This window comes from Halobellus clavatus (assembly GCF_900107195.1).
Classification (GTDB): Archaea; Halobacteriota; Halobacteria; order Halobacteriales; family Haloferacaceae; genus Haloquadratum; species Haloquadratum clavatum.
Genome location: NZ_FNPB01000008.1, coordinates 93,258 through 113,136 on the forward strand (window position 1 = coordinate 93,258; position 19,879 = coordinate 113,136).

The following is a 19,879-nucleotide window of genomic DNA, read 5'->3' on the forward strand; positions in this document are numbered from 1 at the left end:
GTGGTAGTATGCGCGATTGGCTCTCTCACCGCGCCCGGATCGAGCCGTCCGGCGAGGCGCTCGTCGTCGCTCGCAGCGGCGACGTGTTCACTTTCGAAGACCTCGATACGCTCGTCGAGGACCTCGCCGGCCGCCTCGCCGCGGCGGGGGTCGGGGCGGGCACACATCTCGGTGCCGTTCTCGACACTCGTCTCGAGTACGTCTGTCTGATCCACGCCGCGATGCGCCTCGGTGCCCGGCTCGTCCCGATAGGGGACGAACTCACCTCGCGCGAGCTGGCCGGACAGTTCGAGACGGCCGACGTGACTACTGTCGTCTGCGGCGCGGAGACCGAACCGGCCGTCGTCGACGCCACCGAGGGCCGCGAGACCACAGAGCGCATTTCGGTGTTGAGCGTCGACGATCCGCGAACGTCGGGGGCCGAAGCGCTCTCGCAGATGGAGCCCGAGACGGTGTCGCCGGCGGACTGGGCGCTCCACGACACGACTCTCGTGCTGTTCACCTCGGGGACGACGGGGGATCCGAAGGCCGTCCAGTTGACGATGCAGAACCTCCTCGCGAGCGCGGTCGCGTCCGCGTTCCGGCTGGGGATCGATCCCGACGACCGGTGGCTGGTGACGCTCTCGCTGCACCATATGGGCGGCATCGCGCCGATCTTGCGGCTCCCGCTGTACGGCACGACGGTCGTCCTCCGGCAGTCGTTCGATGCCGGCGCGACTGTTGACGACATCGACCGTTACGACGCCACCGCGACTTCACTGGTGCCGACGATGCTTCGACGGATGCTCGCCCGTCGCGGCACGCTCCCGGACTCGCTCCGGGTCGTGCTGCTCGGCGGCGCACCCGCCTCCACCGACCTGATCGAACGCTGTCGAGACTACTCGGTCCCGGTGTACCCGACCTACGGGATGACCGAAACGGCGTCGCAGATCGCCACTGCCAGCCCAGCCGAGGCGTTCGAGGCGCCCCAGTCGGTGGGCCGGCCCCTGTTTTTCACCGATGTGACCATCGTCGACGAGGCGGGGGCCCCGCTGCCGGCGGGCGAATCCGGTGAGATCGTCGTCGAGGCGCCGACCGTCACTCCGGGGTACTACGGCGACGCCGACGCGACGGCCGACGCGTTCGGCCAGCACGGCTTTCACACCGGCGACGTCGGCGTTCGGGCGGCGGACGGCGTTCTCACGGTGTTGAACCGCCTCGACGATCGGATCCTCACCGGCGGGAAAAACGTCGATCCCGGCGAAGTCGCCGACGTCCTCCGGGCCCACCCGACAGTCTACGACGCGGCAGTCGTCGGCGTCCCCGACGCCGAGTGGGGCGAGCGCGTCTCCGCGCTCGTGGTCCCGGAGCGCGCCCACCGGAGCGACGTCGACGCCCACGCGGACGACCCCAGTGATCCCCTGGATCGAGACGACGTGCTCGCGTTCGCCCGCGAGCGACTGGCGGGATTCAAACTCCCGAAGACGATCGCGATCGCGGAGTCGCTCCCCCGGACGGTCTCGGGCACGATCGATCGAGAAGCCGTGCGGGCGCAGTTCTCTGGTGCCGACGCGGGCCAGCCCCCGGCAGGCGACGACGGGGCGACGGTCGCCGATGTCGGGGCCGATTCGGTCGCCAATCCCGAGACCCCTGGCGAATCGGCATCGGCTGGCGGGTCCGAGTCGGGCAGTGACTCCGAGTCGGGCAGTGACTCCGAGTCGGGCAGTGGCTCCGAGTCTGGCAGTGGATCCGAGTCGGGCAGTGACTCCGAGTCGGGCAGTGGCTCCGAGTCTGGCAGTGACTCCGACTCGGACGGTGGCTCCAAGTCGCCCCCCGAGTCTGCATCGCCTGCGGGACCCGAATCGACCGCTGACCACGACGGAACGCACGAGGAACCAGCGTCGGAGTCTGACGACGGTGAGGACGGCGAAACGCGGTGATAAACGAACAACCCAGTTGAAGTTTTCTCCAGTTCTGGGGGTTATTTAGTTTCGCGCCCCCATCCGTGGCTATGGATCTGCTCGACGAATCGGTCGTCCCTGCGCACGCCCACGAGGTGAAGCGGGAGGCCCGAGAGTTCGCCGACGAACACATCCGACCGAACGCTGAGGAGTACTTCCGATCGGGGGAGTACCCGTGGGACGTTCTGGAGGCGGGAATGGACGCGGGACTCGTCGCTCAGGACATCAGCGAAGAGTACGGCGGTCGGGGGCTCGACCTCGAACAGGTACTCGCGATCAACGAGGAGTTCTACGCCGCTGACGCGGGGATCGCGCTCACGCTGATGCTCGCCTCCTTCGGGTGTGAGATCATCGAGACCTACGGAACCGAAGCACAGAAAGACGAGTATCTCCGCCCGGTCGCGGCCACCGACCAACTCTCCGGACTCGCGGTGTCGGAACCCCAGACGGGGTCGGATATGGCCGGGATGACCACCACCGCCGAGCGGACTGACGACGGCTGGGTCCTGAACGGTGAGAAGTACTGGGTGGGGAACGCAGTGGAAGCCGACTGGCTCACCGTCTACGCGAAGACCGGCGACGGCGACGACCGCTACGGCAACTACTCGATGTTCATCGTCGAGACGGATACCGCCGGCTACGAGGCCCAGCACATCCCCGAGAAGATCGGGATGCGCGCGTCCAAGCAGGGACACATCATCTTCGACGATTGCGAGATCCCCGAGGAGAACCTCGTCGGCACCGAGGGCGGCGGATTCTACGTGCTCGCGGACTTCTTCAACCACGGTCGGGTGGTCGTCGGCGGCCACGGGATCGGTCTCGCGGCTCACGCCATCGAGGAGACCTGGAAGTTCGTCCACGACCGGGAGGCGTTCGGTCGGGACATCGCAGAATTCCAATCGACGCAGCACATCCTCGCGGATATGCGAATGGAGTTCGAGGCGGCACGAGCGCTGAACTGGCGCGCCGCCCGGAAGGTCAAACAGGGCGAGGACGCCGGATTCTGGGCCGCCGCGACGAAGACCAAATCCACGGAGACTGCGGTCGATTGCTCCGAGCGCGGGATGCAACTCCACGGCGGACGCTCGGTGCTCGAAGAGTACCCCATCTCGCGTGTGTACCGCGACGCCCGTATTCCGGTGATCTACGAGGGTGCGAACGAGATTCAACGCAATCTCATCTACCGACAGGGCGACATCTGATCGACACCCTAACATTGTAGGGTCCGGTGTCAATGTTGTGGCAGTCCTCGTTTGTAGTACCGAACAACGATGTCCAAGAGCCAGCCCACTGTCACCGAACTGACCGAGTACTGTGAGACCTGCGACACCCGGACCCCCCACGAGGTCTCGATCGAACTCAAGACCGAGAGCAAAAAGGAGACCAACCGAGCGTTCTCCCGCGAGCCCTACCGCGTGACCAAGTGTCACACCTGCGGCGACGAGCGAAGCCAGCGGATGAACGACGCCTGAGCGGCGGCGTCAGTCGTCGTCGGCCGCGTTGCCCGCGCGCCGTTCGCCTGCCCGCCTGTCCGCTTCGGTCTCTGCGAAGAACGACTCGATAAGCTTCCGCTCGCCGGCGCGGAGGTGTTCGTGGAACGTCGGCGCGGCGATTCCCAGCGAGTCTGCGACTTCTTCTGCGGTGCTCCCCCGCGGCCACTCGAAGTACCCCGAGGCCAGCGCCGTCTGCATCACGTCGCGCTGGCGATCGGTCAGTTTCTCCTCCAGTTGCCGTCGGAACGACGACGGCGACTGCACCGCCGACTCCACCTCGCGCTTCGCCAGCACCGACGTCTCCGGGAACTCAGACTCGATCGCGTCCCGGAGGGCCCTGAGGTCCGCCTGGGGCGGGACACTGACGACGAACTCGCCGTCACCCCGCGTCGCACTGAAGGATTCCAGCGTCGCTCCCAGCGCCGCCACCGTCACGAAGACCGACGCGCCAGTCATCCGAAACTCGAACAGCGCCTCGTCGGCTTCCTCAGAGACCGTCCGCGCGTCGATCACCGCATCGAGCGGCGCGACCGCTCCGACGACCGCCGCTGGGTCTCCGTCCTCGACGGCGATGTACGCCGAAACCACGCCCTCGTGCGTTGGTGTGATCCCCTCGACGCGAACAGTCGTCTCGAACTCCAGTGAGAGATCGATCACGAGGTCCCGAGTGTCGGTGTGGCCGAACACCAGTTCGACCGCCGTATCGGCGTAGAGCAACTGTTTCGACTCCGCGGCGTTGATGCCGTTGCCCACGGTTTCGCCGATCTCGGCGAGCATCGATCGCTCCTCGGCGGAAATGTCCCCGCGAACGTAGATCACGAGCGCCCCGTAGATCGTCTCCCGATAGACGATCGGGACGGCGATCACGCTGTGACCTCCGTCGACCGACGGAGGGGTCGTCAGTGCGCGTTCGACGTGCGCTTTCGACACCGGCGCGGTGACAACCGACCGCGACTCGATTGCCTCGCGGACGACGGCGGTGGGCTCCCGTGCCGCGGCCGACTGCCCGCTCGCGTCTCCGCTCGGCCCGTCCTCGCTCGCGAGTGGGTCGCCGATCGACGCAGCAGCCGCCTGACGCTCGATGGCGTCGATCGTCTCGTCGTATCGAGCGATCCAGGCACCGTCGTACGGTGACGCCTCGAAGGAGTCACAGACCGTCTGTGCGATGTCGTCGCGGGTGGTCGCATCCACCAGCGCCTGATCGATCTGTCGGAGGAAGCCGTTGATCCGGCGGGCCCGTTCGAGTTGGCGTTCCCGCTCGCGGATCGCCGACTCCTGTTCGGCCCTGAGCTCTTGGACTCGGGCCGTCAGATCGTCGAGCGCGCCCGGGTCGCCGAGGTCGTGGGCGTCGCGGGATTCGAGGACGGCCTCGGTGGATTCGAGAGCGAAGTACTCGCGCACCCGCGCGTCGAACTCGGCGCGGACGAGGAGTTCCTCGACGGTCTCCCGGAGGTCCGTCTCGTTGACCGGCTTGACGAGGTACTCGTCGAACGGCATCTCGACGATGTCGGTGTCGGGCTCGACCGCAGTCATCATCGCGATCCGGCAGTCGTACCCCTGCTCGTCGATCGCCGCGAGGACCTCGTCGCCCGAGAGATCCGGCATCCGACGGTCTAAGAGGACCACGTCCACGGCGTCGTCCATCCGGTCGAGCCCCTCCCGTCCGCCGTACGCGACGCGGACGGCGAAATCGTCCCGGAGCCAGTACTCGCAGGTGTCTGCGAGGTCCCTGTCGTCGTCGACGACGAGCACGACCGGTTCGTCGTCCTCCTCTTCGGCCCGCCCCGTCTGCGCCGCGGGAGCGGCCGCGCGTTCGTCGGCGGCCCCGCTCGCGCTCTCGATATCGTCGGCTGCGGGACGCTCGGACGGCATCGTATCTCCCGGAAGAAGCGAGTCCACGGGTAAATAACTGCCCCTCGGTCGAATCAGCGAACGGTCCCTAACGACATAGGGTTCCGTGTTAGGTACTCCCGTTCCCTCCACCTAAGTGGATATGCACGACCGAACTGTCACCGAGGTGGGCCCCGATGCCTGAATGCCAGAACTGCGGCTCCTTCGTATCGCGGGACTACGTCCGCGTGTTCGCCCCCGAGGGGCTGAAGGACGCCCGCGTCTGCCCGCACTGCGAGGACGCGATCCGCGAGGGTGCCGAGGTCCGCGACGCCCGTGCCCGCCGCGTCTCGTCGTCTCCCTGACGCCGAGGGTCACACAGTTCTCTCCCACCCCGTTTCCCCGCCGGTCCGCGCGTCCCGTGTTGCGGTCGGGTCGCGCGGCCGGCAGACGGACGCCGTCACTCCCCCCGTCGGCGTTCCCTGAACGCGTCGAGCGCGAGGAGCACGTACACCGCTCCGAGCGCGCGGACGCCGGTATCGAGCGCGTCGGTCCAGACGACGTCGCCGCCGTCCTCGTAGAGGAACGCAGCGGCGAACCGACGGTAGAGGCGTGGAGCGATCAAGACGACACCGCCGAATATCCCGGTGAGATTCAGCATCCAGGCGTAGGCTCGTCCGTCGGTGCGGCTGGCGGCAGCCACGACGACGCCCTCCGCTCGTATCGCCGACGCGGCCCACGACCGCCGCGTTCGGTCGTCCGCGTTCTCGACGGCGAGGGTCTCGAATACGTCGAGTAGCCGGCCCGGCACCGCAGCGGCGAGACACCCGAGGAGACCGATGAGTGATCGGATCATACCTGAACCGACGACCGCGATGGACCTAACGGTACCTGACCGTTCTCAGCGGGTGGGACTGAGGATCCGCGGCGCTCCCGCTGACTGATACCGCCGTCGGTCGGCATCATCGTAGTCCGACGCCATCGGTCGGCGTCGTCACAGCCCGACGTCGTCGGTGCAGGTCACCGCCGTGAGGAGACACCGCGGCTGTCGGTCGCCGCCACCGCCGACCGGAAACCTACAAGACGGTCCCGGCTGAGGTGCGGATATGCGACTGGAGGACTACTGGGGCGTCGGCCCGAAGACGAGCGAGCGACTCCGCGAGTCGATTGGTGTCGAGGCAGCGGTCGCGGCCATCGAAGACGCCGACATCAGGGCGCTCGCGGACGCCGGACTCCCGCGGGGGCGCGCGGTTCGCATTCTCCGACGAGCCAACGGCGCGGACGGGATCGAGACGCTCGGGACGCGCGACGCCCGCGACGTCTACGACGACCTGCTCTCGCTCGCGAGCGAATACGCGCTCACCCGACACGCGGCCGACCGCGTCCGCGTGATGACGCCGCTTTCCACCATCGACGAACGAGAGACGCGACTCGACCGGGTTCTCGACGCGCGCGACGCGTGGCTGGGACTCGACGAGGCCGCCCGCGAAGCGATCACGTCGGCCTTCGACGCGTACGATCGCGAGGACGGTACCGACCGCGCAGCCGTCGAGACGGCGCTGGAACTCCGCGACGCGGGGCTTCGCGGGGGGACGTTCGCCGCGCTCGACGACCTCGACGACGACGCGCTGCAGGCAGCTGCCGAGGCGCTCGGCACCATCGATGCGGACGGCCGCGTCGCCGCCGGCGCGGACGAGGAACTCGACCGCCTGCGCCAGCGGCGCGACGCCGTCGCCGAACTGGAGACGAACGCGCTCGACGTTCTGGAATCGATCAGAGAGCGCGGCGTCCGCGACTTCGAGGAGTTCCGCGCCGCTTTCGTCGAGTACGTGGCCAGCGAGGCCGACGTGCGCCGGGGACGCGTCGAGGCCGCCGTCGCCGGCGATGCCCACGACGAGGCCGACTTCGCCGCCACCTCGCTTCGCGCGCTTCGGTCGGAACTCGACGATGAGGTCGACGAGCGGGAGGCGACCGTCGCCGCTCAGCTCGAAGAGTCGATCGAGACGGCACGCGAGGGCGTCGAGACTGCGGTCTCGGCGGTTTCGGACATCGCGTTGGACCTCTCGCTGGGGCGGTTCGCAGCAGCGCACGATCTCACACGCCCGCGACTCGTCGACGACGGCCTCGCGGTCGTCGGGGCGCGGAATCTCACGCTCTCGGGCGAGGTGCAACCCGTGACCTACGCCATCGGCGATCACGACCTGGACGGCCCGAGTGCCGGGGACGCGTCCGCGCCCCGGGCTGACGCCTCGACCCGTCGTGAGAGTCCGCAAACGCCACCGACCGGCGACCGAGTCGCGGTTCTCACCGGCGCGAACTCCGGCGGGAAGACGACGCTCCTGGAGACGCTCGCGCAGGTCGCCCTGCTGGCGGCGATGGGACTGCCGGTCCCCGCGTCCGACGCGGCCGTCGGCCGGTTCGATACGATCGTCTTCCACCGTCGACACGCCAGTTTCAACGCCGGCGTGTTGGAATCGACGCTGAAGTCGATCGTCCCGCCGCTCTCGACGGGCGAGCGGACCCTGATGCTCGTCGACGAGTTCGAGGCGATCACCGAACCCGGTCGGGCCGCCGATCTCCTGAACGGACTCGTCGATCTGACGGTCGACCAGGAGGCACTCGGCGTCTACGTCACCCACCTGGCAGACGACCTCAGTCCGCTCCCGCCCGAGGCGCGCATCGACGGTATCTTCGCGGAAGGATTGACCGAGGACCTCGCTCTGGAAGTCGACTATCAGCCGCGGTTCGGCACCGTCGGAAAGTCGACACCGGAGTTCATCGTCTCCCGACTCGTGGCCAACGCACGCGATCGGGCGGAGCGCCGTGGGTTCGAGGCGCTGGCGGCCGCCGTCGGCGAAGAGGCCGTCCAGCGGACGCTCTCGGACGCACAGTGGTCGAATGATTGATACTGGCTACGCTCACTATTTACCGCCGGGCGTCACCCCCGTTGACGGCGCCCGGCGGTAAGAGACGAGAGTCATCAGTATGCGGCCCGAGCGGGTATCCCAAACGACTCGGCAACTCCCGGTCGGGCCGAACGCTTTTGCGAGCGCTCTGGGTAGACTCCGGCGATGATCGACTTCCCCTGGGGTGGCGGTGGTGGCGATTCGAGCGACGACGCCGACGAATACCCCGACGCGATAGTCGTCTGTTCGTTTCAGGACGGGACGCTCGTCGTCTACGCCGACCGCGTCGAGATCGAGCGCGTCGAGCGCTCGCGGTTCGACGACAAGACGATCCCGGCGGACGAGATCGAGGGCGTCGACCTCTCGAAGGGCGTCACCATCGGCTATTTCCAGATCGAACAGACCGGGGTTGCGGTCGACGCCGGCGGCCTGCTGAGCGATCCGGTCAACGAGAACACGCTGCACTTCGGCCGAAGCGGTCGCGACTGCGCCTCTGAGGCCCGCACGGAAATCTTAGCCCACGCGTCGGGCTGATCGGGCGCTCACAGACCGAAGCCCGGGGAAGACGAGGTTTCAGAGCTCTCGCTCGCTCGCTTCGCTGACCGTGAACTGTGTCAGCTCCGGTTCGTCTGCGAGGAGGTCCGAGAGCGCCTCGACGAACGCCTGAGCGTGCGCCGTCTGGGCGTGGTGCTCGACGGCCGCTTCGTCCTCGTACTGCTCGAAAAAGCGGAGCGTGTTGTTGTCGACGACGTCTCTCGCTATGCGGTAGTCGATGACGCCTGGCTCGTCGTTCGTTTTTTCGACCAGTCGGTCGGCGTGCGCGAGCGCGTCGTCCATCCGCTCGGGATCGATCGGAAAGGTGCCGTGAAAGACGATCATCGGTCGTTCTCTGCGTCGCCGGCCGACGGGATATAGCCACGGGTCGGCCGACCGTGTCGGTCGCGGCGCGCTGTCACATCTCCGCGCCCTGTTCGTCGATCGCGTCCGCCGCGATCGACCGGCCACGGGCGTTGAGTTCCACCTCGTGACGGATCCGCACCTCGTCGAGGACGTCGTGATCGATCAGTCGGACGAAGAGCTCTTCGACCTGATCGACGTCGATGCCGAGGAACTGCGGGATGTCGAACGGTGACACACCGGAGTACAGCGCCATCAGCACCTGTTTGTCCTGCATCGAGAGATCCAGCGACGTCTCGGTCTGCTCCTCGCCGATTCGGAGGAGCGACTTCAGGATACTCACGGCTCGTTCGGGGCCGGAGACGTACGTCTGCACGCTCGTCCCCTCGCTGTCGGAGTGTTCGACTTCGATGACCTCGCGGGGTTCCTCGCGGACAGTCCGTCGGCCCATCTCGATGTCACCGATGTCGTCGAGGCGGATCTCGACGAAGGTCCCAGAGACGGTCGCGACGCTGACGGACTCCTCTTCGACCTTCATCCGCGCACCCTCCCACTCGGTGTTCTGCACCACGCCGCCCTCGACGGCCGGGTGGCGGACGAGGAACTTCGTCGAAGAGAGGAGGGCGTCGTAGAGGTCCATCTCGAACTCCTCGAAATCGGCGGGTGCGATGAGGATCACGTTCTCGCCGTCGTCGAACTGCAGCGCGAGGTAGTCCGAGACGGTAGCGACGCGCTGGTTCACGTCGAACCGTCCGCCGACCCGGTCGATGGCGTCGAGCCGGAACGTGCGTTTCCCGCCCGTCCCCGCCAGAACGATTCGCTTGTTCGATAAGAGAATACGTCCGTTGGTCCAGCCGGCGTCGTTCCGTTCGCGACCGTCACGGAGGGCTCTCAGGAACTCCCCTCGTGTGTCAGCGATCTTCGTTTCGCCGGGTTGCACGCGTGCTCACCTCCGTGAGCGGTTTCTGGACCGCGACCCACCGTCGCCGGCGTCACTGGCGTCGCGGTAGATTCGGAGCCGTTTCTCCACCGGATCGAACCGGTCACGACAGGAACTCGGTATCGTCTCCGTCATTCCGATCGTGAGGTATCCGCCGGATTCGACGGCCGAACTCAGCGTCTCGAAGATCGCCTCCTTCGCCTCTCGGTTGATGTAAATGAAGAGGTTTCGACAAATGACCAGATCGAACGTCTGCGGCGGGTCCTCTTGGACCAGGTCGTGTTTCCGGAACGAGACCAGGTCTTTCACCTCGTCGGTGACGCTAAACGTGTCCCCGTCGCGTTCGACGTACTGGGCGTTGCCCGCCAGCGGTTCGAGTTGTTCTTCGAGGTCGTTGGTCTCGGAGGCGTGATACTCACCGCGTCGGGCGGCCCGCAGGATCTCGGGTTTGATGTCGGTCCCGAGGATCTCGACCTTCCGCTCGTTGATCCGGTCGTCGTCGAGCGCCAACATTGCCGCGGAGTACGCCTCCCGGCCGTCGGAACTGGCGGCGCTCCAGATCCGCGTTCGCCCGTCTTGGCTGAGTTCAGCGATGATCTCCCGGAGCGACTCCCAGACCTCGGGGTTGCGGAAGAAGCTGGTGACGTTGACGCTGAGCGCGTTCAACAGCGCCTCACGCTCGTCGTCGTCCTCCGCGAGCAGGTCTTGATACACGCCGTACTCGTCGATTCGCTGGCGACGCATCCGGGCGGAGATCCGGCGGTCGAGATACGAGCGGTTGTACGAACTCGTCGCGAACGACAGCGAGGACTCGACGTACTCCAGCAACTCCTCGAACCCCTCGTCGTCCTCGTCGGCGTCGTCGTCGGACCCCGAGCCGATGTCGATGTCCAACCCCATCAGTCGGCTGCCCCCTCTGCTTCGGCGGCGTCGTCTTCCGGCGGGGCCCACTGGCGGCGAGCCTGCTTGCCCTGTTCCGGGATCGAGAGGGAGTTCACGTCGAGGATCGGCACGACGTTCCCGTCGCCCACGACGGCCGTCCCCGAGAGCCCCTCAGTCCCCTTGAGCGGCCCCTGCAGCGGCGTGACGACGACTTCTTCCTGCCGCGAGACGCTGTCACATCGGAGCGCGACCTGCCGGTCGGCCGGCCGGATCCGGACGGTCATACCGGCCTCGTGGCGCGGCCCGTCGATATCGAGCGCCTCTCGGAGTCGGATCAGCGGGAAGATGCGCTCCTCATGGACGATGACCTCCGCGCCGTCGACGCGCTCGACGCGGGACTGCTGGGAGACCTCGTCGATGTACTTGATCGGAACGCCGAACTCCCGGTCGCCGATCCGGACGAAGAGGACCTTGATGATCGCGACCGACACCGGCAGTCGAATCGAAATGGTCGTCCCCTCGCCGAGTGTACTCTCGACGTTGACCGACCCGTCGAGCGACTCGACGGTGGTCTTGACGACGTCCATCCCGACACCGCGGCCGCTGACGTCGGTGATCTCTTCGTTGGTCGAAAAGCCCGGGTGGAAGATGTAGTCGTACACTTCGCTGTCGGTCAGCTCTGCGAGTTCGCTCCGCGGGCGGATCCCCTTCTCGGCCGCTTTGTCTCTGATCACGTCGGCGTCGATGCCGCCCCCGTCGTCCTCGACGGTGATGACGACCGTGTCGTGTTCGCGCTCCGCTCGGAGTTCGACCGACCCGGTCTTCGGTTTGCCGACCGATTCGCGCTCCTCGGGGGGCTCGATCCCGTGGTCGACCGCGTTGCGGAGCACGTGCATCAGCGGGTCGGAGATCTCGTCGAGAATCGTCCGGTCGAGTTCGATGTCCTGTCCCTCGACGGAGAAGTCCACTCGCTTGTCCTGATCCCGCGCGAGGTCCCGCACCAGCCGCGGGAACTTGTCGAACACCTTCTTCAGCGGGATCAGCCGCATATCCATCACGGTGTCTTGGAGGTCCGAGGAGATCTTGTCGAGTTCGTCGAGCGTGTCGCGGCCGGCGGAGTCGTCCGCGCCGAGCGCCTGACGGAGTTTGATCCGGCTCGTGACCAGTTGCTCGACGAGGCTGTGGAGTTCGTCCAGTTGGTCGACGTCGACGCGGACCGACTTCACCGCGGAGATCGAGCGGGCCTCCTCCTCCTCGGAGTCCTCTTCGGCTCCCCCCTCGTCGGTGTCACCACCACGCTCGTCGGGCTCGGCGGCCCCGTCGTCGGTGTCGGCTGTGCGCTCGTCGGGTTCCGCGTCACCGTCGCCCGCTTGATGGGCAGGCGAATCGTCGGTCGATTCGTCCTCGGCCGCCTCGAACCCAGCCGCAGCCAGATCGGCATCGGTCTCCTCCGGGACCGCTTCGATGGCTGGTTCGCCCGCCTCCGCTTCTGCGGGCGTCCCGTCGTCCGATCCAGTCGCAGCGGATTCGCCATCGCCCTCGCCGCCGGAATCGTCGGTCGAGCCGCTCTCGGCGTCGTCATCCGACGATTCGCCGTCAGTGTAGGCACTGACCACGGCGTCGACCGCCGCGGCCGCGGAGTCGGTGTCGACGTCCTCGGTGGGCGTAGCGGTCGAAACGGCGGGTGCGGACTCGTCCGCCGCGTCGTCCGGTGTCGGTCCCTCGGTGCCGGCGGCACTGCCATCCGCGTCCGCCCCGGCGTCGGAACCGCCTGCGGTCGCCGAGTCGCCGTCCACTCCCCCATCGGTGTCCTCGACGATAGCGGTGACGTCGGTGAGCGTCACCGACTCGACCTTCCAGAGATCCCACAGGGTCTCTTCGAGGTCGCCCCGCTCTTCGTCGGCGATGTAGACGACGAACGTTTCGCCGAAGTCGCCCGCTTCGATCCGATCCAGGCTCGGGTCGGCCCCGACAACCCCGAGGTCTTCCGGCAGCCCCTGGACGAATAGCCCGCCGTCGACGCCCTTCATATCGCCGACGTTCAGCGCGATCTCTGCGCTGTGGAGCCGGTCGGCGTCCGCGACGGCAGGATCGTCGAGTTCGAGCGCCTCGGCCGCGGCTTCGACCGCCTGCCCCGCATCCGATTCGGTGCTCTCCGCGTCGTCCGCGCCGCTCTCCGCGTCGTCGTCCGGAGTGCTCTCTGCGTCCGCCCCGTCCGGCGCCGATTCGGCGTCAGCCTCGTCGCCCTCGACGGGCTCTGCGGCCGCGCGGATCTCGTCGACGAGGTCGCTGGGGTCCCGCGTGGACTCGCCGTTCTTCTCGATCTCGTGGAGGATGTCGAGGATCTCGTCCATCCCGTCGAAGACCAGGTCCATCCGCTCGTGAGTCACCTCGATCCGGTCGTTGCGGACCTCATCGAGCAGGTCCTCGACGGCGTGAGCCACCTTCGCCGCGTCGTCGAAGCCCATCGCACCGAAGTTCCCCTTCAGGGTGTGTGCCTGCCGGAAGATGTCGTCGATCGCCTCGTCGTCCTCGGGGTTCGATTCGAGATCCAAGAGGGAGTTGTTCAACTGGGTGATGCTCTCTTCTGACTCGGTGATGAATTCCTGGTAAAGTTCGTCGTCCATAGGTCACTCCTCCGCGAAGTACTGCAGTGCATTCTCGGCGATTTCGCCCGCCGGCGCCACGTCGTCGACACAGTCGGCTTCGATTGCCCGTCGGGGCATCCCGAAGATCGCCGAGGTCTCCTCGTCTTGGGCGACAGTGTGACCGCCGCTCCCAGCGACGCGCTGGAGCCCATCGACCCCGTCGCGGCCCATCCCCGTCAGGAGGACCGCACAGAGCGGCCCATCGACGGTCTCTGCGGCCGCAGCCATCGTAACGTCGATTGCGGGTCTCACCCCGTGGATCGGTTCGCTCTCGGTGAGTTCGAGTTCCAGTCGACCGCTCCGGTCAGACGTCGTGAGCAAATGGTGGCCCCCCGGGGCGACCCGGGCTTCACCCGGTCCGATCCGCTCGCCGGACGTCGCTTCCGTGACGGTGTAGGACGACCGGCCGTCGAGACGGTCCGCGAAGCGCGTCGTGAACCCTTCTGGCATGTGTTGAACCACGAGCACGCGGAGGTTCGCGTCCGTCGGCAGACCGCCGAGGACCCGCTCGACGACTGCCGGACCGCCGGTCGATGCGCCAACGACGAGCGTGCCCACGTCCGGGTACGACGACGCTGACCCGCTCGCGCTGGCCGCTCCCGTCGAACTCCGACTGTCGCTCCGTCCGAGCCCGCTCGCGCCCCCGGCGGCTGTGGGGTCGCTGCTCGCCTCGCCGGATGTCGATCCGGCGGTTGCCGCGCCGCCACCGGCCGATCCGGCCCCGCCACGCCCACTCGATGATCGACCGGTGGCCCGCACGTCCGCCGAGAGATCGACGCGAGCGGCGGACTCGACCTTCTCGACCAGTTCGCGTTTCACGCGCGGCATCGACGACGTGACCTCGCCGCCCGGCTTCGTCACGAAGTCGACCGCGCCCCGCTCAAGTGCCTTGAAGGTCACGTCTGCGTCCTCCTCGGCGTGTGCCGAGAGCATCAACACGGGCGTGGGGTGATCTGCCATAATCGCCTCGACAGCCTCGAGCCCGTTCATCGAGGGCATCTCGATGTCCATCGTCACGACGTCCGGATCGTGTTCGACGACCGCATCGAGCGCGTCCGAGCCGTCCGCTGCCTCGCCGACGACCTCGACGCCGCCCTCCTCGAGGAGACTCCGGATCAGGGTGCGCATGAACCGCGAGTCATCGACGACGACCGCGCGGGTCGATCCCTCGCTCCCGCCCGGTTCGGAGGCCGCGCTCACCGGTCCGCACCCCCGTTGTCGACCACGGCGATACCTCGCTCGTCGCGTGTTGCCGCGTGCGGTCCGATCGTGCGGCCCGCCAGACGGCCGCCGAATACCTCGGACGCACACTGCCGGCGGTCCGGCGTCGGAGTCGACTTCCCCGCGGCATACTCGTACCCGCTCATCTATACTTGCACTTCCGAATTGGGGGACTTAAGCACTCGCCGGCGAAAATCATCACTGATAATAGCGTGCGTACATTTATTGCCGACGTGTGCCCCGATTTGTGTAAGACCGACGGCCCCGGCCGTCGACCACCATATGTCCCAAGAACAAACTGCGGCGGCGGGCGCGTCCGCACCCACCGCCACCGACGACACCGACGCTACCGCCCGCAAGATGCAGGTCCTCGAGTTCGAACTGGGGGGCGAAACGTACTGTGTCGACATCGACTACGTCTCTGAAATCGTCGATCGGGGCTCGCTCACGGCGGTTCCGAACGCGCCCGAGTTCGTCGAAGGCGTGATGGACCTCCGCGGCCGGACGACGTCGATCGTGAATCCGAAGACGCTCCTGAACGTCGAAGACACGGGCGAGGCCAGCCGGATCGTCATCTTCGACGCCAGCAAATTCAAAGACGATGCCGCCGTCGGGTGGCTCGTCGACGAAGTCGACCAGGTCGTCCGCGTCTCGATGGACGACGTCGAGGATCCGCCGATGGAGCGCGGGGAGTTCATCGAGGGAATCGTCCGCCGCGAGGAGGGGCTCGTGGTCTGGATCTCCCCGACGAGTACGACGTCGAACTGATCGCTCTCGGTTCCACTGCGCGTCCGACGGTTCTCTCCGTTCTCATCGTATCGCACTACTGCGGTCCGCAGCGTTGCCGCGCACGATGAGCACCGCGACGGCAACGAGGCCGCTGGCGACGACGAACGCGGCAGAGTAGCCGAATCCCTCGGCGACGGCACCGCCGAGCGCGCTCCCGATCCCGCCACCGAGGCTCCCGATCGCGGTGTACAGTCCCAGCGCTTCTGCCCGTCCCGTCTCGGTCGCGAACCGCGTCACTAACCCCGTCGCCGTCACCGCGACGACCGCCCACGAGACGCCGATCCCGACGAACAGCCCAGCGACGGCGACGAGACCGAACGGCGGCGCGACAGCCGCGCCGACGATGGCGACGATCGGAAAGCTTCCCGCGCGGAAGGCGAGTGCGCCGAGTTGGAGGCCCACGGCATCCCGCTCGGACGCCAAGACGCCGGCGCGGCCGTACGCGACGGCCGATGCCGCGGAGTTGATGATGAACAGCGCGAACACCTCGCCGGTCCCGTAGCCCGCGCTGACGAAGTACGCCGGGAGCGGGCCGAAGAACGCCGAGAATCCCGCGAAGAAGACCGTCGCCGCGAGCAGGTATCGACGGAGCGACGCCGGGAAGCGGTCACGGAACCCCTCCACGAGACCGTGCCAGCCCGCGCCCCGGCCGCCGAGGTCCCCGAGCGCCCAGTAGATGCGGACCGGTCCGAACGGGATCCCGCGCGCGCTCCGGATCGGCCCCACGCCGGAGAGGCGGATCCGGCGGGACAGCCGCCGGAAACGCTGTTCGGACATCGTCGGGGCCTCTGGGTACCACGCGAGAACGACGAGCACGCCCAGCGCGCCCGCGACGCCGCTGAAGACGAAGAACAGTCGCATCGCTGGGAGTGACGCGAGCCCGAAGCGTGGGCCTGCGGCGACCGACCAGGCACCGCCGGCCACGAGACCGGCGAGCCAGCCGTAGCCCTGGTAGTGGTTCAGGAGGCCGAAGCGACGGTTCCACTGGTCCGTCGCGTAGCCCTCGACGACGATGATGTTCAACACCGGGGCCGCGGCCGCGACGACGAACCACAGGACGGCGTTCGCCAGCAGGACCGTCCACGGCGACGTGAGGAACGGCAACGAGAGCAGGACCCCCGTAGTGAGACCCAGTGCCACGAGGACGAACGGGCGTCGCTGACGCGTCCGCGCCACCAGCCGTCCCCAGAGGATCGCGCCCGGGACACCCGCGAAGGCGGCCGTTGCGGCGATCAGACTGACAACGAACGCGCCCGCCCCCAGATCGATCGCGTACAGGGGCACCGACAGCGACGCCGCACCGACCGCCGCGTACCCGAGCGCCCACCCGTAGAGCCACGCGTCCGTGCCGCTGGGGTCGGAGCCGTCGGTTCCGTGTCCCCCGTCCGGACCGCCGGATGCGTGTCCCCCGTCCGGACCGCCGGATCCGCCGTCCTCGGTGGCATTCTCGGCCACCCGGCTCTCTGCAGCCCGCTCAGTCACTGGGTCGTCGTCGCCGTCGATCGCCTCGGCGTCCGGGTCGGTTCGGCGCTTCCCGGTCGTGACTTCCGGCAGCGGATCGCCCGACGACTCGGCCCCCCAATCGCTCACGCTCCACGCAACGGCAGGCCCCCGTATAGTAGTTAGCGCTCTCTATCGACTGTGGCGCTCCCGTTAGGCCTCCTCTGAGTCGACGTCCCGATCGAACTCGAAGAGCAGGTCGATCGCTGCGTGCTTGTCCAGGACTGTCCCACAGGCACGGCATCGGGTCAGGAGGCTCCGCTCGGCCGCCCACCTGTCGGCACGCAAGACGACTGCCGTCCCCCGCTGGCCGTAGTGACCGCCCGACGTCGAGACGTGATCGAAGTCTCCGCCACCACAGACCGGACAGGGCTCCCGCAGGTCGCGCCAGTCCGCCCGCCGGATAGCAGTGATCGGGAACGACCCGTCTCCGGTCTCGACGCGAAAGGTTCGCTCCATCGACCGGTCTGGCCTCGTGCTCCCCTAAGAACGTTCGGCCGATCCGGGCCCCACCGGATGTTCGAGCGCCCAGGGGTCGTCGAGCGCGGCCGCCTTGTCGTCGGTCCCCCGCGCAGTCAGGAGGCCGACGTGATACAGTTGCGCTTTGTACTGGAAGTGCAGTCCCGACTTGTAGACGGCTGGCCGGTCGAGTGCGTCCCGGCGGAGGGTCCCGTCGCGGGCGAGCACGTCGTCGCGGCCGTCGGCGGTGAAGAAGACCTCCACGGCCAGCGGTCGGTTAATACGACAGGCCGCGGTCGCGACGGTCGGCAGCGTCGCCGGGCGGACACCGTCCTCGTGAAGGGATTCGAGGGCGTCGACGATGAGCCGTGTCGGTTCGTACTGCATCGTCACGCTCCGCGCCAGTTGCGCCCAGCGCGGCGCGAGTTCGGTGAAGCGCGTCGACTTCCCGGTCCACTCGTCGAACGCCGAGAGCGCCGCCTCGACGCTTCCGTGTCGCGAGCGGGCGAATCTGACGACCTCGCTCCCGAGGTGCGTGAGTCGCTCTCGGGCTCCGTCCTCGACGAGTCCGAGGAGGATCGCCCCCCGGCGGCCATCCGCAGTGAGGCGGATGACGTGCTCTTCGTACGTCGCCGCCGTGTCGCCCTCGGCGGCGAGCGCGAGCGCGTACCCGAGGTAGTTCTTCGGGTGATTCACCGGAAAACTGCCGTCGGTCAGCCGGTGGGTTCGCGCCTGGAACCGAACCGCCTCGACGCCCGTGGAGAACGCCCCTGCTCCGGTCACGCGCGGCGGTTCAATCACCGTGGCTGCGTCGGTGCCCGCGACGCCGACGACTCCGACGTTCAGTTCCCGCGCGAGCGACCGCGTCGTCTCGGTAACGCTGTCGGCGGGGGCGGCCACGTAGCCGAGGTTCACCTCCGAGAGTCGCGAGTGGGCCTGCTCGATGCCGCGCGCCACGTCGACCGAACCCGTCTTCGACCGGCCCTTGGCTTCGACCGCCACGACGGGCGCGCTCGCGGCCGCCGCGTCCAGGACTTCGCCCGCGGGCAGGCCGACCCCGAGGAGGTCCGGTTCGCCGGAGTGGAGGCGGATCGCGTTGTACGGACGGAGCCGCTCGCGGATCCCGTCGGGGACGGACCAGCCACCCCACGAGTCGACGGTGAACTGCGTCTCCGTGACGGCGTACCGGTCGTCCCGTTCGGCGATGTCGGGGTAGAGCGCGTCTTTCGCCGCGGCGAGCACCGCGGGCTCTGCGAGCGTCGCCATCGGCGAGGCATTCTGCACGCGGTCACTTAAGTGTCGGACGACGGGCACCGGCGACCCAAACAACCAATACGACACGTGCGCCACCATAGGACATCCGGTTCACTATGCGACAGTATCTCGATCTCGTCACTGACGTCCTCGAAGACGGGCGGCACAAGCCGAACCGTACCGGCGTGGACACCGTCTCGGCGTTCAGCCGGCACTACCGCGTCGATCTCTCGGAGGGCTTCCCGCTGCTCACGACCAAAGACCTCTCGGGCCCGCGATGGAACTCGCTGATCCACGAGTTCGTCTGGTATCTCTCGGGCGAGGAACACATCCGGACGCTCCGCGAGGAGACGGGGATCTGGGACGCCTGGGCCGACGAGGAGGGCCACCTCGACACCGCCTACGGCCGCTTCTGGCGTCGATTTCCCGTCCCCGAGGCGGGCCTCCCGGGCGAGTCCTGGCCCGAAGCCGACCACCGCTGGATGAACGAGGAAGGAACGTTCGATCAGATCGCGTACGCGCTCGATATGCTCCGGGAGAACCCCAACTCCCGACGGATCGTCGTCAACGCGTGGCACCCCGCCAACGCGGCGGTCTCGACGCTCCCGCCGTGTCACTACACCTTCGTCCTCAACGTTCAAGGAGACACGTTGAACGTCCATCTGCACCAGCGCTCCGGCGACGTCGCGCTCGGAATCCCGTTCAATATCGCGGCGTACTCGCTGCTCGCGACGGCAATCGCTCAGCGGACCGGCTTCGAGGTCGCTGAGTTCGCGCACAGCGTCGTCGACGCCCACATCTACTGCGGCGCGGGCGAGCGAGGCGCGTGGTACGCCGACAACCTCGGCGAACTCCAGTCGCGCCTCGCAGCCGTCGAATCCCGGAGCGAGTACCGCGACGTCCGCGAGTGGCTCGAGGACACCGCGCCGCCGGAGGCCGATGGCGAGGAGCGCTACGATCACGTGCCAGGGCTCCTCGAACAGTGTGCCCGGGAACCGCGTGACCGGCCCGAGATCGACGTCGCGGACGTGCCCCTCGACGAACTCACCTACGAGGACGTGGAACTCTCCGGGTACGACCCCGCGCCCGGAATCCGCTTCGCGGTGGCAGAATGACGGCC

The 19,879-nt window shown here is 67.7% G+C and carries 19 protein-coding genes; 8 read left to right on the forward strand and 11 right to left on the reverse strand.

Annotation, left to right across the window (positions count from 1 at the left end):
* Nucleotides 1-8: 8 nt before the first annotated feature.
* The 3 genes from BLU74_RS12270 to BLU74_RS12280 all read left to right on the forward strand — a co-directional run bounded on the left by BLU74_RS12270 (nt 9) and on the right by BLU74_RS12280 (nt 3,412).
* Nucleotides 9-1,919 carry a class I adenylate-forming enzyme family protein gene (locus BLU74_RS12270; RefSeq protein ID WP_089767641.1) on the forward strand — a complete coding sequence of 637 codons (1,911 nt, stop codon included), beginning with the start codon at nt 9-11 and terminating at the stop codon, nt 1,917-1,919.
* A gap of 71 nt (nt 1,920-1,990) precedes the next feature.
* On the forward strand, nt 1,991-3,142 hold the full coding sequence (locus BLU74_RS12275; protein WP_089767643.1) for an acyl-CoA dehydrogenase family protein: 1,152 nt from the start codon (nt 1,991-1,993) through the stop codon (nt 3,140-3,142).
* Nucleotides 3,143-3,211: 69 nt separating this feature from the next.
* Nucleotides 3,212-3,412: a DUF7835 family putative zinc beta-ribbon protein gene (locus BLU74_RS12280; protein WP_089767646.1), complete on the forward strand. Its 201-nt coding sequence runs from the start codon at nt 3,212-3,214 to the stop codon at nt 3,410-3,412.
* Nucleotides 3,413-3,421: 9 nt separating this feature from the next.
* Here the strand turns inward: BLU74_RS12280 and BLU74_RS12285 are convergent, their stop codons facing one another.
* Complete coding sequence (locus BLU74_RS12285; protein WP_089767835.1) at nt 3,422-5,305, reverse strand: bacterio-opsin activator domain-containing protein; 1,884 nt, start codon at nt 5,303-5,305, stop codon at nt 3,422-3,424.
* Between the two features lie 155 nt (nt 5,306-5,460).
* Between BLU74_RS12285 and BLU74_RS18975 the strand changes: the two genes are divergently transcribed.
* Nucleotides 5,461-5,628 (forward strand): DUF7563 family protein, encoded by a 168-nt coding sequence (locus BLU74_RS18975; protein ID WP_175454635.1) that lies wholly within the window; start codon nt 5,461-5,463, stop codon nt 5,626-5,628.
* 95 nt (nt 5,629-5,723) lie between these two features.
* Here BLU74_RS18975 and BLU74_RS12290 read toward each other — a convergent pair whose 3' ends face one another.
* On the reverse strand, nt 5,724-6,119 hold the full coding sequence (locus BLU74_RS12290) for a hypothetical protein (RefSeq protein WP_089767648.1): 396 nt from the start codon (nt 6,117-6,119) through the stop codon (nt 5,724-5,726).
* Between the two features lie 250 nt (nt 6,120-6,369).
* Here BLU74_RS12290 and BLU74_RS12295 point away from each other — a divergent pair, with 250 nt between their 5' ends.
* Together BLU74_RS12295 and BLU74_RS12300 are read left to right on the forward strand one after the other, a co-directional pair.
* Complete coding sequence (locus BLU74_RS12295) at nt 6,370-8,169, forward strand: DNA mismatch repair protein (RefSeq protein WP_089767651.1); 1,800 nt, start codon at nt 6,370-6,372, stop codon at nt 8,167-8,169.
* 165 nt (nt 8,170-8,334) lie between these two features.
* Nucleotides 8,335-8,703 carry a hypothetical protein gene (locus BLU74_RS12300; protein WP_089767653.1) on the forward strand — a complete coding sequence of 123 codons (369 nt, stop codon included), beginning with the start codon at nt 8,335-8,337 and terminating at the stop codon, nt 8,701-8,703.
* A 39-nt stretch (nt 8,704-8,742) separates the two neighbouring features.
* Here BLU74_RS12300 and BLU74_RS12305 read toward each other — a convergent pair whose 3' ends face one another.
* The 6 genes from BLU74_RS12305 to BLU74_RS18980 form a co-directional block, all read right to left on the reverse strand.
* Entirely contained in the window at nt 8,743-9,048 is a 306-nt protein-coding gene (locus BLU74_RS12305) for a putative quinol monooxygenase (protein WP_089767655.1), read from the reverse strand.
* Nucleotides 9,049-9,121: 73 nt separating this feature from the next.
* On the reverse strand, nt 9,122-10,006 hold the full coding sequence (locus BLU74_RS12310) for a CheF family chemotaxis protein (RefSeq protein WP_089767658.1): 885 nt from the start codon (nt 10,004-10,006) through the stop codon (nt 9,122-9,124).
* A 6-nt stretch (nt 10,007-10,012) separates the two neighbouring features.
* Nucleotides 10,013-10,906, reverse strand: coding sequence for a CheR family methyltransferase (locus BLU74_RS12315; RefSeq protein ID WP_089767660.1), 894 nt, complete (start codon nt 10,904-10,906; stop codon nt 10,013-10,015).
* Nucleotides 10,906-13,515 (reverse strand): chemotaxis protein CheA, encoded by a 2,610-nt coding sequence (locus BLU74_RS12320; RefSeq protein WP_089767663.1) that lies wholly within the window; start codon nt 13,513-13,515, stop codon nt 10,906-10,908. The genes BLU74_RS12315 and BLU74_RS12320 overlap by 1 nt, the downstream gene beginning before the upstream one ends.
* Nucleotides 13,516-13,518: 3 nt before the next feature.
* On the reverse strand, nt 13,519-14,736 hold the full coding sequence (gene cheB / locus BLU74_RS12325; protein ID WP_281241853.1) for a chemotaxis-specific protein-glutamate methyltransferase CheB: 1,218 nt from the start codon (nt 14,734-14,736) through the stop codon (nt 13,519-13,521).
* Nucleotides 14,733-14,903 carry a hypothetical protein gene (locus BLU74_RS18980; protein WP_175454636.1) on the reverse strand — a complete coding sequence of 57 codons (171 nt, stop codon included), beginning with the start codon at nt 14,901-14,903 and terminating at the stop codon, nt 14,733-14,735. The genes cheB and BLU74_RS18980 overlap by 4 nt, the downstream gene beginning before the upstream one ends.
* A 136-nt stretch (nt 14,904-15,039) precedes the next feature.
* Here BLU74_RS18980 and BLU74_RS12330 point away from each other — a divergent pair, with 136 nt between their 5' ends.
* Nucleotides 15,040-15,525 (forward strand): chemotaxis protein CheW, encoded by a 486-nt coding sequence (locus BLU74_RS12330; RefSeq protein WP_089767665.1) that lies wholly within the window; start codon nt 15,040-15,042, stop codon nt 15,523-15,525.
* 42 nt (nt 15,526-15,567) lie between these two features.
* Here the strand turns inward: BLU74_RS12330 and BLU74_RS12335 are convergent, their stop codons facing one another.
* The 3 genes from BLU74_RS12335 to BLU74_RS12345 form a co-directional block, all read right to left on the reverse strand.
* On the reverse strand, nt 15,568-17,136 hold the full coding sequence (locus BLU74_RS12335) for an MFS transporter (protein WP_245705792.1): 1,569 nt from the start codon (nt 17,134-17,136) through the stop codon (nt 15,568-15,570).
* A gap of 63 nt (nt 17,137-17,199) precedes the next feature.
* Nucleotides 17,200-17,505: a hypothetical protein gene (locus BLU74_RS12340; RefSeq protein ID WP_089767666.1), complete on the reverse strand. Its 306-nt coding sequence runs from the start codon at nt 17,503-17,505 to the stop codon at nt 17,200-17,202.
* A 24-nt stretch (nt 17,506-17,529) separates the two neighbouring features.
* The gene (locus tag BLU74_RS12345) at nt 17,530-18,771 is read right to left on the reverse strand and encodes a hypothetical protein (protein ID WP_175454637.1); all 1,242 of its coding nucleotides are present in this window, start codon (nt 18,769-18,771) and stop codon (nt 17,530-17,532) included.
* Between the two features lie 104 nt (nt 18,772-18,875).
* Between BLU74_RS12345 and thyA the strand changes: the two genes are divergently transcribed.
* Nucleotides 18,876-19,874, forward strand: a complete 999-nt coding sequence (gene thyA, locus BLU74_RS12350) for a thymidylate synthase (protein ID WP_089767668.1) — start codon at nt 18,876-18,878, stop codon at nt 19,872-19,874.
* The last annotated feature ends 5 nt before the right edge of the window (nt 19,875-19,879 follow it).

What these genes read in the sequence shown, in the direction of transcription:
- BLU74_RS12270 (WP_089767641.1), top strand. Translation starts at nt 9, where the DNA reads ATGCGCGATTGGCTCTCTCACCGCGCCCGGATCGAGCCGTCCGGCGAG.
- BLU74_RS12275 (WP_089767643.1), top strand. Translation starts at nt 1,991, where the DNA reads ATGGATCTGCTCGACGAATCGGTCGTCCCTGCGCACGCCCACGAGGTG.
- BLU74_RS12280 (WP_089767646.1), top strand. Translation starts at nt 3,212, where the DNA reads ATGTCCAAGAGCCAGCCCACTGTCACCGAACTGACCGAGTACTGTGAG.
- BLU74_RS12285 (WP_089767835.1), bottom strand. Translation starts at nt 5,305, where the DNA reads ATGCCGTCCGAGCGTCCCGCAGCCGACGATATCGAGAGCGCGAGCGGG.
- BLU74_RS18975 (WP_175454635.1), top strand. Translation starts at nt 5,461, where the DNA reads ATGCCTGAATGCCAGAACTGCGGCTCCTTCGTATCGCGGGACTACGTC.
- BLU74_RS12290 (WP_089767648.1), bottom strand. Translation starts at nt 6,119, where the DNA reads ATGATCCGATCACTCATCGGTCTCCTCGGGTGTCTCGCCGCTGCGGTG.
- BLU74_RS12295 (WP_089767651.1), top strand. Translation starts at nt 6,370, where the DNA reads ATGCGACTGGAGGACTACTGGGGCGTCGGCCCGAAGACGAGCGAGCGA.
- BLU74_RS12300 (WP_089767653.1), top strand. Translation starts at nt 8,335, where the DNA reads ATGATCGACTTCCCCTGGGGTGGCGGTGGTGGCGATTCGAGCGACGAC.
- BLU74_RS12305 (WP_089767655.1), bottom strand. Translation starts at nt 9,048, where the DNA reads ATGATCGTCTTTCACGGCACCTTTCCGATCGATCCCGAGCGGATGGAC.
- BLU74_RS12315 (WP_089767660.1), bottom strand. Translation starts at nt 10,906, where the DNA reads ATGGGGTTGGACATCGACATCGGCTCGGGGTCCGACGACGACGCCGAC.
- BLU74_RS12320 (WP_089767663.1), bottom strand. Translation starts at nt 13,515, where the DNA reads ATGGACGACGAACTTTACCAGGAATTCATCACCGAGTCAGAAGAGAGC.
- BLU74_RS18980 (WP_175454636.1), bottom strand. Translation starts at nt 14,903, where the DNA reads ATGAGCGGGTACGAGTATGCCGCGGGGAAGTCGACTCCGACGCCGGAC.
- BLU74_RS12330 (WP_089767665.1), top strand. Translation starts at nt 15,040, where the DNA reads ATGTCCCAAGAACAAACTGCGGCGGCGGGCGCGTCCGCACCCACCGCC.
- BLU74_RS12340 (WP_089767666.1), bottom strand. Translation starts at nt 17,505, where the DNA reads ATGGAGCGAACCTTTCGCGTCGAGACCGGAGACGGGTCGTTCCCGATC.
- BLU74_RS12345 (WP_175454637.1), bottom strand. Translation starts at nt 18,771, where the DNA reads ATGGCGACGCTCGCAGAGCCCGCGGTGCTCGCCGCGGCGAAAGACGCG.
- thyA (WP_089767668.1), top strand. Translation starts at nt 18,876, where the DNA reads ATGCGACAGTATCTCGATCTCGTCACTGACGTCCTCGAAGACGGGCGG.